6 protein-coding genes and 1 tRNA gene are annotated in these 14,008 nt (G+C 38.6%); 2 read left to right on the top strand and 5 right to left on the bottom strand.

The annotated features are described in order from the left end of the window. Positions 1-185: 185 nt before the first annotated feature. The 3 genes from A8C56_RS12240 to A8C56_RS12255 all read right to left on the bottom strand — a co-directional run bounded on the left by A8C56_RS12240 (position 186) and on the right by A8C56_RS12255 (position 4,023). Entirely contained in the window at positions 186-1,877 is a 1,692-nt protein-coding gene (locus A8C56_RS12240; protein WP_084490179.1) for a glycoside hydrolase family 32 protein, read from the bottom strand. A gap of 74 nt (positions 1,878-1,951) precedes the next feature. Then, positions 1,952-3,547 carry a glycoside hydrolase family 172 protein gene (locus tag A8C56_RS12245; protein ID WP_169818773.1) on the bottom strand — a complete coding sequence of 532 codons (1,596 nt, stop codon included), beginning with the start codon at positions 3,545-3,547 and terminating at the stop codon, positions 1,952-1,954. Between the two features lie 405 nt (positions 3,548-3,952). Then, positions 3,953-4,023, bottom strand: a tRNA-Gln gene (locus tag A8C56_RS12255). Positions 4,024-4,216: 193 nt separating this feature from the next. Between A8C56_RS12255 and mdh the strand changes: the two genes are divergently transcribed. Both mdh and A8C56_RS12265 read left to right on the top strand, forming a co-directional pair. Further along, positions 4,217-5,146 (top strand): malate dehydrogenase, encoded by a 930-nt coding sequence (gene mdh / locus A8C56_RS12260; protein WP_067756359.1) that lies wholly within the window; start codon positions 4,217-4,219, stop codon positions 5,144-5,146. A gap of 215 nt (positions 5,147-5,361) precedes the next feature. Continuing rightward, the gene (locus tag A8C56_RS12265; RefSeq protein WP_067756362.1) at positions 5,362-6,456 is read left to right on the top strand and encodes a lipase family protein; all 1,095 of its coding nucleotides are present in this window, start codon (positions 5,362-5,364) and stop codon (positions 6,454-6,456) included. Positions 6,457-6,867: 411 nt separating this feature from the next. Here the strand turns inward: A8C56_RS12265 and A8C56_RS12270 are convergent, their stop codons facing one another. After that, entirely contained in the window at positions 6,868-10,917 is a 4,050-nt protein-coding gene (locus A8C56_RS12270) for a hypothetical protein (RefSeq protein ID WP_157097959.1), read from the bottom strand. Between the two features lie 65 nt (positions 10,918-10,982). Continuing rightward, complete coding sequence (locus tag A8C56_RS12275; protein ID WP_067756367.1) at positions 10,983-13,919, bottom strand: DEAD/DEAH box helicase; 2,937 nt, start codon at positions 13,917-13,919, stop codon at positions 10,983-10,985. Positions 13,920-14,008 lie beyond the last annotated feature (89 nt).

Below are 14,008 nucleotides of genomic sequence, written 5' to 3' on the forward strand. Positions count from 1 at the left end.
CACGATAAACAGATTAAAAGACCGTCCTGATCATTGAGACGGTCTTTTCTTTGATACGATCAGCTCCAATGAAAAACTGTCATCCCAATAAGCTTAAATGCAACGCTTTTATGGTTGCCTCACCATGACATTCGTTTTTAGCAATGTACTTATCCTTTCAATCGTTAATGTCAGAAAAGATGATATTACTGCCATATACTTTTTAGCTCATATACTTCAAGACCGGAAACTTTAACCGTGCCTCCTTTGACGGCCAGCGACAAAGAGCGGTTACTGTCTTCAATATTGATATTAACGGGCATATATACAAGGCCATTATTGGCAAACAGCTCAAGCCCGGTTCTGTCTGCATAGATCTGCAGGCTTAGTTTTCCATCCAGCAAAAGAGCCGGCGCTTTCACCCCATCCACTACCAGTTGCTGATGCAGTACATCATACGTTACCCTAACACCACGAATGTTCAACTGCACTTCTTTTGCTTTACCGGGTCTGAGCTCCATACGTACCTCTGCCAGTTCAATGCTGATATTCTTTAAAGGATTGGCACTATGTTCCCTGAGGGTTTTATTGCCCAGCTTATACATTTTACCCCTCAGGCCCTCCACCTCTTTTACGGGCATACGGGTCAGCCGTATGCCTCCGGCAGTTTTAATCAGCCTGAGCTCCATTGGCAAACTCATCGATTGATTAAAAGGCATTGCCCCCTTTGCGGTATTGGTACGCCACCAGCCGATCTCAATACGGCGGCCGGCAGGCGCCTCATTAAAGGTTTGAGGAGCATAAAAGTCGCGCCCGTATTGGTTTTGCAGCTTTTTTTCTTCTTCTGTAAAATGCGTACCGTCAAAACTGCCGATCGCATATTCTGTATTTGCGCCCGTAAGCACCCATTTCTTTACCCCGTTCATACCCTGTACCGGCAGCTCATAGAACTCGGGGCATTCAAACAGGTAGTGGTCGTTGCCAATGCCCCCGTAAGTAATACTTACCGGCGCCCAGTTTTTAAGATCCGGAGAAGTAAGGAACTGCATACTATTCTGCCCGTTATTACCCCGTTCTACCCATAAAACCATTATCCATTTTTTGGCAGGCTCATACCAGATGACTTTGGGATCACGGTTGTCTTTATTAATGCGTGGTACCACTGCTTTATGGTACTGATGAAAATTGCGGCCGTCTGTGCTCCAGCTCATATACTGTCCCCAGCCCCTGGCGCCTGTATGGAACAATACCATTGCCGGTTTTCCGTTTTCGCCCAGCCCGCTGGTATTATTTTTGTCTACAACTGCACTGCCGCTGAATACCGGTCCTCCCTGGTCCGGGTGTATGGCGTCACCCAGTTCTGTCCAGTGAATCAGGTCTTTACTTACCGCATGCCCCCAGGTCATGTTGCCCCATTCCCGTCCGTAGGGATTGTGCTGGAAGAACAAATGATATTCGCCATTAAAATACACCATCCCGTTCGGGTCATTGGTCCAGCCCCGTTTGGGTGAAAAATGGAACTGTGCCCGCAGCGCTTCTTTATATTCATTGCGGTTGGTATCTGCATCACTTTGCAGTACCGGTTCAAATATTGTTGTTGTATCACTTACTTTATCCACTCTCAGCTCAACGGGCCTCCCTTTCCATTCATCAATGCGCATATAAGCATACCAGTCCGGCTTGCCCTCCGCTAATTCCATATCCCAAAAACGGGTGTTTACGCCATCCACCCACAGCTCCAGATTCCGTTTGGGGGCGCCATTTTTTACAGGCAACACCAGGTACTTTTTTTCTGCTGTAAAATAGGTACTGATGCTTTTGGTATGCACCTGTTCCTGAGCCAGGCCCGGCAGAAGAATTGCGAGCAATAAAGTGCTGCTCATTATGTGCTTCATCATATATTCTATGCTTTTATATTAAGTTTACTGCCTTATAGCTGTTATGATCTTATTGTTTTATAACGGTTATAACATTATTGATCATCCGAGCCCGGAGCACCATACCAGTAGGTAGTGGCGGCAGCGTCAATGGTGCCTCCCTCCCAACTCAACATTTCCATGTCAAAGGAAAACGCCTTATGAAAAGGTATGGCGTCTAATATCCTGGTTCTTGTAAAGGTATTGTATCCTTTTGACGAAGGGTTGTCGACTCTTGGCGCATTGGCAAATGGCGTCTGATAGATCACAACAGGTGCCCACGAGGTGTTATAATAATCTTCCAGCCCGGTACCAAACTCTGAAGGAAAGGTTTCGTTGTCAACATAAGCCTTGGCATCCCCCTCTCCATACCATGTGCTCATATGATTGTTTACAGATAATGTATTGCCCATATAAATACCTTTTCCTTTGATAGCGGCAAAATTCCAGTCGATAGGGGCATCCGGATCTTTGGCGGCAACCTTTGTTACATCATAATCCCATTTGGCGTCCTTTATATTTTTTTCATATTTATAGGTTGTATGAAAATATAGGGTATTGGCATCCCAGTTCAACGGGGCTGTTATTGCAATGCCACTCAGATTTACTGCAAAGTCATTTTGGTTTATAAAAGAGATTACAGCTGTTCTTTTGTAAGGCATCACCCATCGGCTGGTGAGCGCTCCCCTGTCTGTTAATTCCCTGTACCAGCTTTTGACGGGCATGCCGCCATAACCGCTGCCTATAAAATCCCCAAGCGGGCAGAGCACGGTCTGCTTCCCGTCAAATATTATCTTTAAAAATACGCTCCGCCATATTTTTCCATAGTCCTTTTTTTTATCTGCTTTATCTGCAGTCAGCTTTATCATAATTTCCCGAACGGCATTTGCACCACCCGGTAAAGGAATGCCGGCCGTTTCTCCTTTGACCAGTGTTTGCTTCCATACCGTTTCCTTCCCTGATGGAGGTGCCGGGTTCCACAGCAATGCTTCGGCTTTATTAATAGCTGCCTTATACAGGGAGAGCTGTTTAAAAGCAAATGTTTCTACTTTTGTTCCCGGCGCATAGGTTCTGTAATTGATCTGGTAATAGTGGGGCTTATTAAGGGCGGATGTGTCTGTATATTCCCAGGTTACCTTACAATGTTTTTGATACAGCAACGGAAGATATAATGTATTGCCCCCTTTTCCTTCAGGCTCATAGCTGCTATGCGGGTTTAACAATGCCGATCCTAACCGGAACCCCTTTAATAAATCAAATGCTGGTATTTTAAGAGATGCCTTTTTTTCATTGTCAAAATAAAAGCGCAGGGTCCCGGGCTTTACAACTGTGGTCAGCCAGAAACGTACAATAGCGCCCGGGCCGTCAGCATCCATCATTACAAATTCTTTACGCCCTTCATTTTTTTCGTTCCTGATAAACTGGTTAAAATCAGCATTTGCAAACCATCCCGGCTGATCTGCGGCTATGGATCGCCTGTCATAACTACTTGCCTGTCTGAGCGTATACTGCGGATCGGGAAATTTTGCAATAGCCGTAAAGTCGGTCATCTCCCCCAGCAGCGCCGGCAGGGTTATTTTTTCCTGGCAGTTGCCATAAAGTGTTACGGCAAGTAATAGCATAAAGTATGCAAGTGAGCTCTTTTTCTGCATCAGCATATTTTATAAACAGATGGCAAATAATTTCCCGGCATCAGGAGCATTACCAACAAATGTTTTACAAGTGGTTACTATATCTGGCCCAAAGTTATACAGAAAGCATTTATTGCTGTTTAAATCTTCAGATCAACGAAAATACTTATTTTTTACGCATGGAATAGCCTGCAAATACCAGAATAACCAGGATAATAATGATGAATTCGAACATGCAATAAAAGTAAGAAAGATCAATGATACCTGTTTGAAAATAAGACCTGTAAAAAATCTTCATTCATGCTCCGGCCATACAAATTTCAACCTGATCCCTAAATATAGGATCACAATAAAAAAGAAGGTAAAATAAAAAAGCGCAGATTTGTGTATACCTGCGCTTAATCAATTGAAATTCAATATTAGTTGTTGACCCATAAGGATTCGAACCTTAACAGACAGAACCAAAATCTGTAGTGCTACCGTTACACCATGGGTCAATCCGCCCAAAATGCTGATGAGGATCAGATTTGGGATTGCAAAAATAGGGAAATCTGCTGTTGTAACAATACGTTTTAAAAATATTTTTTCCGGCTTTTTAATTTAATACGTCGATTTTGACCTTACGTTAGTTTCATGAAGATTAATGAGTTAAATTTGTTACTATTCAATTCATCTTTAAAACGATTTATAATGAAAGTTACTGTAGTAGGAGCCGGAGCGGTTGGAGCTACCTGTGCTGACAATATTGCCAGAAAAGAATTAGCATCAGAATTGGTTTTGCTGGACATTAAAGAGGGCGTGGCTGAAGGCAAGTCGATTGATATGATGCAGACAGCAGCGTTGCTGGGATTTGATACAAAGATAAAAGGTGTTACCAACGATTATGTGGCTACAGAAAATTCCGATGTGGTAGTGATCACATCCGGCCTGCCGCGTAAACCGGGCATGACCCGCGAAGAGCTGATTGGTGTAAATGCCGGGATCGTAAAAAGCGTAACTGAAAATATTCTGAAATATTCTCCTGATACTATCCTTATTGTAGTATCCAACCCGATGGATACCATGAACTATCTGACCCTTCAGACCTCCGGCCTGCCCAAAAACCGGGTATTGGGAATGGGCGGCGCCCTGGATTCTGCGCGGTTCCGTTATTACCTGAGCCAGGAACTGGGCTGCTCACCGGCAGATCTGAACGCTGTGGTCATTGGCGGACATGGAGATACAACAATGATCCCTTTAATAAAACACGCTACCTGGGGCAGCACGCCGGTAACGAACTTTTTAACACAAGAGCAGCAGGATAAAATTGTGGCGGATACTATGGTAGGTGGCGCCACACTAACCAAACTGATCGGTACCTCTGCCTGGTATGCACCGGGAGCTGGAACGGCGGCAATGGTAGAAAGCATTCTGCGTGATGAAAAAAAGCTGATCTCCTGTGGTGTGGCGCTGGACGGGGAATATGGCCAAAAAGATATTTCACTTGTAGTTCCGGTAACCCTGGGAAAGAACGGCTGGGAAAAGATTATTGATTTTAAACTATCTGACGAAGAACAGGCTGCATTTAATAAAAGCGCTGACGCGGTACGCAGTATGAACAATGTATTAAAGACCTTATAGTTTTTCATGATTGTTTGTTTTTATCCCGGTTCGTTCGGCGGACCGGGATTTTTTTACCGGCGCGCTGCTGCATTACATCCCTCAAATCCGGGCAGGGCTATCTTATGACTGCAGCCTTCTATTCCTACAAAACATACCCGTAACATTCCGTTCCCCGCCCGGAGTAGAATAATGTACAAATGGCTATTTTTGACCGATTCTAAATAATAGGGCTTATGAAATTAAAGCTGTTGATCCTTCCTGTTCTTTTAATTGTTATCCGGACTGCGGCGCAGAAGTTTGAGCCGGTCTTTGACCCCAAAGAATATGCGGCGTTTCTTTCCATGGCATTTTATAAAAGCAGCATTCCGGATAAAGAGCAACGAAGCAAGGTAAAAGATCCTTATCATATGGTATATGAATCGCATGAAATGGGAATGAAAAATCTATGGTGGCTCTATACCAATGATCATAACCAGGCCGTGATCATTATTCGCGGGACTGTTGGAGATATGGCCAGCTGGCTGGAAAATTATTATTGCCCGATGCTGCCTGCCACAGGTTCGCTGCAGCTAAATGACACCACAATATTTCACTACAAGCTGGCGGAGCGTAAGGATGCCTATGTACATGCGGGGTGGACGATAGGAATGGCTTATCTGGTAACCGATATGCTGCCAAAAATTAAAGAATCGTATCAAAAGGGCATAAAGGATTTTTACATTTTCGGGCATAGCCAGGGAGGCGCACTGGCCTACCTGGTAGATTCTTATTTATATTATAAAAGGCAGGCGGGAGCTCTTCCGGCAGACCTGCATTTTAAAACCTATACCAGCGCCGCACCCAAACCGGGTAATGCGCAGTATGCCTATGACTTCGAGTTCATTAATAAAGGCGGCTGGACCTATTCCGTTGTAAACAGCGCTGACTGGGTACCGGAAACCCCTTACAGCATTCAGCGGGTATCTGATATGAATACCGTAAACCCGATTGTAGACATTCCAGAAGCCCTGAAGAGAGCCAGATTTCCTTTACGGCAGGTAGGAAACTTCTACTATGGAAAGCTGAACAGGAAAACCCGGAAAGCTCAAAAGAAATACACCCGTATTCTCGGGCACAAATTATATAAGCTGGGCATAAAAAAAATATTACCGCAGTTGAAGGAGCCTCAATACATGCCTTCCATGAGTTACATGCGTGCAGGAACACCGGTTGTATTAATGCCGGATGAAACCTATTATAAAAATGTAACCCTGAAAAAAGACGACAAATTTGCCCATCATCATTTTGCACCGTATTATTATTTACTGCAAAAGCAGTACCCGCAATAATATGAACGAAGAACAAATAAACCGAGAGTGATTTTATAATCAACACAAGCGGAATGTCACCCGGCTTGTCAGGTTACGGGGCCTGATTTCATCGTAAAAAAAATCCTTTGTTTCTCCGCCGGTTCGGATCTGGCATTAAATATTGACCCGTCATTGAACCGGACCCTATAACGCCTGTCGATAGTGCATTGAAAGCATAAAAAAAACCGCTCTTTTTGAGCGGTTGTGTGCCCGGGACTGGATTCTCAATCCCGTAGCTATAAATTTGTTATAAGTAATATGTGTCAAATATGCGTCAGGACTTCGTTTCAGCCGATTTTTATCACTTTTTTACAGTTGTTTCCTGTCAATACAAATCTAAGTTTTTTGTGCAACAAATTAAAAGAATGTGTCGGTCTATTTTAGACTCACTCAAAACTTATTGTTTTCAATATATTTATCAATATACTTCCCAGATAGGAGAAGAAGAAACATCCCCCAGCTTTCCGTACAAACTTTTAAGCGTTCTACCCATCCAGAAACTGTCTCCATATTAATTGCTAATTGATAGTTTTCTTCATCACCTTTAGGTTCTGGGAAGATGTAATCTCTAACATTAAGCATAGCTTTAAAATACTCTTGCTCTTCTTCGCTATTTATGTAAGCGTCCTCGTCGAATGGAAATGTATTTATCCAATCGAATAATGAATCTAATACTGTTTGAAAAGATTGCTGTAGTTCTAAACCTACTTTATTCAAATGTTGTTGCAAATTATCTTTATCAGATTCAGAAAGTTCAATTTTATCAAACAGTCTCAAGTCATAGAAATGATCAACCAAGAAAATTAATTTCCCATATGCCTCACTTGCCCTATTAATTTCGTTAAATTCTGGGTACAACATTTCCCAACTATCAATATTGAGTTTTGTACGAATTTCTTCTTCGATAGGCTGTGTGATTGCATTGACAACAGATAGTTCTTCAAATGATTTATCTTTAAGCATATACATTCTTACTTCATTCCAATGATTGTTCAGTGTTTTACTTTGAACTGTTTGAATAAAATAAAAGTTTGAAAACCATATTTGTAACATTAAGTATTTCAAACTTGTGTATTCTGGATTATCAATAGCTTGATGTAGAATGTTATAAGCTTCTTTAAATCCCATTAGCGACCAAAACGGACGTTGACTGTCAATTATCAAAATTGGCTTGCCATCCGTAGTTCTATTATTGACATATTTTATTGTAAAGTAATCGGACTTTGAAGCTTGTTTTAGCTCTTTTATTATTCTGTTTTCAAAGTCAAGTTTTAACTTCAATATTCTGCTAAATGAGTGATCTCCTTTGTTGTTTTCATTCAGAAAATCCTTCCAAATAACGGCTGTAGTAAGTAATGCATTTACTTCCAATCTTGAATTATGGTTAGGGTCTATGTTTCCTAAAACATTTTTATATTGAATATTATATTCGGTAAGTTTATCTATTGCATCATAAAGATTGGTTTGCGATAACCGCTCAATATTTTCATCGTGGATATGACCCTGCTCCGTTTTTAATTTAATTCTTGAATAAAGTGTTTGGGCTGACTGGCTAATAAAATTTTCAATACTTCCTTTGAAATCTGAAAGACTCTTAAAATAGCGTTCATATTTGGATTGCAGTTTTTTGTTTAATTGCTCCCTTTGATTGTCGGAAGCTGAATCTTTCTTCTTTCCTCCATATACTCCTAACGAATCAGTAATGGATTTTGGCTCTTTAACCATTTCAGGCATTTTCAGCAGTGCATTTTGCATAACTGGAACAACAGGCTTATATGTCTTACTACCTGCGAAAAGTTTTGCAAATGAGCTATTGAACTCGTTTACCCTTTCTTTAATTAAATTTTCCCATTGATTAAGTTGAACCAAATATTCTATCCAATCTGCTGGTCTACCTTCATAATCATATAACCTGGTTATAAAAGCATTAATATTTACCCATTCTTCCAATGGCAGATTTTCAATAGGCATTGTTTTGTGAGTTGAATCGTAATCAACGGCTAAAGTTTGTAAACGATGACCATATCCTTGAGAATTGAATTTTTTCTTATCTGGTAAAGCTGTTCTGATAATATCTAAGATACTAACAACGAAATCATTGCTTGACCTTAATTCTGTATTTTTTAGAATATCAATAATGAAATGAATAGTTATTTCTTCTCCGTCCAAATCGAAATGTACAATGTCAAATTCTTCTTTAATCTGCTTTATAAAATATTCGATGTATTTCCGCCTTATAATATCCAATTCAGACGAATAAGAATGCATCCCCAACATTAATTTAGATAAACTCTTACTATCCATCATTTGAAAAGCTTTTTCAAACTCTGCTTCATCATAGGTTTCTACGACTGGTTTGTCATTGGGTATATTTTTCAGCCAAAACAAAGACTCTCCAAAAGACTTCCATTCAAACACTGTAAAAGGAGATTCGCTTGGGAAATCAAGTTTATTTAATAGTATAGTCGCTAAGTTGAAAATAGTTTCTTTTGCAGATATCCTTTTATTAATGTCATCTATTTTCTCTCTACGTTCATCATCAGCTTTTAGCAAGTCAAGCATTCCATTTTTCTCATAATTACTCGAAAACATAAAATCAATAAAAAACATCCACGCTCCACCATAAATTTCTCTGCATTCATCAATTACTTCACGATTAGTTTCAACATATTGTTTTGTTCCAAGCCATATAAAAGCTTTAACAATTGATACGTATGTAGCCCAGTTTGCTACAGAAATTTCCTCATTTAATTTCTGAATAAATTTGTCTGCCTTTAGAATTTCAAGGTTGAACAACTGTAGAAGAAACAAATACAAATCTTCTTCAGCTAACAATGGAATTGCTTTATAAGCGTAATCTTCTTTATGATTAATAAATTCATCAAACAATATTTCGGTTAATTTTTGAGAGCGAACTATATGTAATCCTTGAATGTAGTTTTTATCTGAAGATTTTTTAATTAGATATTCATTTTCCAATTTTTCAACTATAAATTGATAGTCAATACTGGAGCCCAATTTTGAAACATCAATCTTTGCACCTACATAATCTGCAAGACTTACAATTCTTAAAAACTCAATTTGATGATTGACGTTTTGGCTATCTTCCTGTTTTATTTGTAGAATTTGTTGCTTTAATTTATTGAATAAAGAATCTCCTTGTGTAATGGAATAAACAAATTCTAATAAAGGGGCATCATGACCTAATTGAATCCAAGCCTGTTCAAAATCAGTAAAGTGGCTTATTTTATTTCTTTCATTTAATTTTAAGTAAATAGTTTCTGCTTCTTCTTTAGTAAGTGATAAGTCAATTTCTTTATATTCAAATTCAATGCCTACTGCTGAAGCCCTATGCCAATCTTCATTCCTAATGGCTACGAGAAACTTGATGTGCTCTAAATGTGAAGATTCTTTTATTACTTTAATCCATTCAGTAGTATTAGGCGTTACATTTATTACAAAAACAGTAGGAATATCTAACCTCTTACTTATAGATGAAATAGCTTGAATAGACTGTTGAGTAATTATAGGATATTGTTGAATATTAAGTTCAAAAGAAAGCCAATGATTGATATATTTATGAACATAACTATATAATAATGCCGTCTTTCCCTGTCCGGAAGCACCTTTTACCATTATGGCATTATTTTTCCGTAACTCTTCATCAATTTTCTCTAAATGCTTTTCTCTATTAACATCAAGCCCCAATAAAATATGTTCATACTTTGTAAGCGTTGCATTGTAAAATTCTTTTTCTAATTGTTGATGATTTGCATCATCTGTTGAAATTTTATGTAATGGTTTTAGAACTACGCCATATTGATTGTGTATAGCAATTCTCTCACTTAAATATTTTGCAAAGTCCTGCACTTTATCATATAAATCTTTTTTCGTAATAGGCTGTTGTTTTTCAGCAATAAACTGTAACCAGTATAACAAATATCCGATGGTTGGTATTGGGTCGATCTCTGTGAAATTTTCTTTTATCAGTTGTTCAACTTCGCTTGCTATTGACTCTTCATTGATTTCGATGAATTGTGTTTTGGTCTTAACTACTTTCCAATCTTCTGGAATTATTTTATACTTTTTTAAAATAGCATTTTCTTTTTCGCTAATACTGTCTTTATGGTCGCTCCAATTTTTGAGGTCTTTGCTTATTTCTCCATAAGATACAAGTATAGGAATCGCTTCACGATATTTATCTAAAAATCTTTTAACGAATGATGTTTTAGTCTCTGATAAAATATTAGATAACGTAATGGTATTTCCTAAATTTTTCAATTGAATTGCAAACAAAATTTGACCATTGTTATCTAATATATCTAAATCCTCTTCTCCTTCTAATCTGTAAATGAAGTCATTTGACAACGAGGATAAGATGTAATGCAATGAATATAGGAATTGTGTTCTGTAACCTTTAAGAGCTGAAATTGCGGACATTAGAAGTTAATTTTTTTCGATTGGCTAATACAAATCACACATCATGATTGTAAAGGAATTCAATTTTATTTTGATGTAATAACAAGCAAGTTTTGACAGTTGTTAGTATTTTTAATCGCAGTGTTTGCCGCTGATAAAAGATGCGATATTCTATCCTCTATTCCACTTTTTGTAATACCAGGTTGTACAAGGATAATCTGAAACCCGACTTTCACACCTCTATTGTTTGCAATAAAATCCTTCAAAAGTGCAACATTATCGCTGCAAGTTCCATCAAGAGTCTTGCCGCGTTGTCTTCGTTCCAACTTTTGTATAAGCCTTGTATAATTCGTATAATTTAACGACTTGATACCCTGTCCCAGAACTTCATAAATATCTTCAACCCTGTTACCAGGATTTCTGGCAGATGAGCCCTTACAGTGGTACAATTTGATAAGAATTTCGTTTGTATCCATTTCAGCAGTAATAAAGTCTGCGATTTCGCCAGAACCGTGATCATAATAGGAAAAGGGTAAATTCCTTCCAGCTAACTGGGATTTCAAAAAGCAATGTATTGAAGTATCTCCTGTGCATTCGTTTTCTATGTCTATGTTATTTTCAGTCCACGCTGTAGAATCATCCAGATGTTCTTCTGGAAATACTTGCCTATCTCTTGGTGCATCTAAATAGTGACTTCCATTGTACAGTAAAGAGAAATCAGAATAATAAAACACAAGTGGATAAGAATTTAAGTAATCCATTATTCCCATTCCTCTATCACTCTCCGTCCTATATACAACGATTTGGTTGGATAGCGCTTCATTTTCTGAAGTAAAATGATTATCATAATTGTAAGAAAAGAATAATGGCAAGGAAAAATGATCGCAGTTCAAACTTATCCTATAATGTTCGTTGTCTGAATCGTTGTGATTAAAAGATAATTGGATATCTATTAATTCCATAGTTATCGTTTCTTCACCATTAGTATAAACCACTTTTATAAAATTTCTAAATGCCGATTCATGCCAGTTAACCGCCACAACTTCTTTGTCAGGAAGAACATCCAGTGCCACTGAGGTAGGTAAATCATCAATTGGTGTATTGGTACGCCCATCCAACCGTTCATTTATTTTATGTGCTATTGCTTTAGCCCACATTATTAAAAGATGCAAATTTCCATTGCGTTGACTCCAAACTTTCGAGGAACTACTCAATCCAATCGTAATGCTTGAACCATCTTCAACCCCCTTCCCAAATAAATGCCCCCTATGGAAGTTATCAGCGTTTCTTCGGTCAATTGACAAATGTGCGGTTGGACCTGTAACAATCCTATAGCTCTCATTTGTTCCGTAGTGGCTTCTATTTCTCATGCCAATGTTAAAAAACTCTGCCTCGTCAATATTTGCCAAAACACTGTTTAGTTCCCGATCTGAGAGAAGAACTCCATCCGCGCCTACGCAATATGACTGAAGAATAAAGTCATAAAACTCAACCCTTTTTTTGATGGTTGAATTAATAAATAATAAGGAAGAATTACTGTCAAAGTAAACAACAACCAAGTGGTTGGATACATTTACAAGCGTATTGCTTTTTGACCATTTAGGGAAGTTAATATCTTGCAAGACTAACACAGAAATATTTTCTTCAGAATTTTCCTCCCGGTGAACAATTTCCAGTCCAAATGCCGATAGGTCTATTGTCATGTCGCACTGAAATCCCCCTCTGTTTATCGAATATATTTTGGAGTGGAAAGATGGCTCAATACTACTTAATGAAAGTTCTTCGAACTCTTCTGCCGTATCATCTTCATTTACCAGGAACCCGTCAATCATTTCTCTTGAAGAAACCTCTTCATCAATTCGGCTTTCTGACATTTCAATTATCAGTTCTCTCCAAATTGAATTGGTTCTATACAAATAATGTTTTTCTATCTCTATTTCTGCAGGTATTGCTATAAACTTAGCATGTGTCACATTTTTTGCATTGGTTCTTGTAAAACGACCAATAAATTGAAGTGTTGCAGCCAATGATTTGTGTGGTGAATGTATTGCTGCTATCTTTAGATTAGGGAAGTCAAACCCTTCTCCAAGCATATCAACGCATATAATTCCATCAAGGTTTCCATTTCTCAAATTGTTGAGCGCATTTTCAACAGCACTGATACCTACCTTACTATGAATTAACTGCAAGCGAAGGGCAGTATTATTCTTATAAATTTCGGAAAGTTCTTTTGCCCTTTTTATAGAATCTGTCCTTACCATTACATAATGAACGATATCTGCTGGCTCGGATCTAAAAACCCTTTCACATTCCTGAGCTATCGCTATGTCATTTCCTGGTTCTGCTGCCACCGGTATAAATTCTGTTCTCCCAAATATTCCTTCTTCATAAGCTTGTGAAATGGGATAATTGTAGATGATTTTACCTGGAATTTCCTTTTTGTCCCTGCGAAAAGGGGTGGCAGTAAATAGTATCTTTTTTGCTCCAGGATAATGATTAAGAATATCTATCCATGATTTTGCAGGCGTATGATGAGCTTCGTCTATTAGGATTAAATCAAAAAAGTCTTCAGAAGAAGTCTGTATTCCTTCTATACCAGGGCTTACGCAATGAGGGGTGCTCACAACAACATGATAGTTGCTCAGTTCAGCCCACATTTGCATATTTACAACTTCCTTTTTCTGCTCCTTCACCCTTATTTCACTTGTGGACAGATTGAGAACACCTAAATTCCTTAACGGTTGTAAAGCAGCAAATCCTCTCGTTATTTGATCTCTAACTAATTTGCTTGGAGTGATTACAAGAACCCTATTCGCTTTAAGAACAAAGGGGCACATCATTAAAACAGCGGTTTTCCCTGTACCCGTTGGCATTACTACGATTCCAGGCTTCTTACTAATTGTAAAATGACTGGCTATACTATGGATAGCCCCTATCTGCGCCCGGCGTAAACCAAAACCGGGTCTGTCTTCTTCTGCAATTGGATAGGTGATTAAGTGATAATTGTTCGCAAAGTATCCCATATTTTATCATCCATTTTCAACACTTTGCCCATTTTATACAACAACTGACTTGTTAACTATTATCACTTGCTGTAAATAGCCAGAATGTA

It is taken from the genome of Niabella ginsenosidivorans (assembly GCF_001654455.1).
GTDB lineage: Bacteria > Bacteroidota > Bacteroidia > Chitinophagales > Chitinophagaceae > Niabella > Niabella ginsenosidivorans.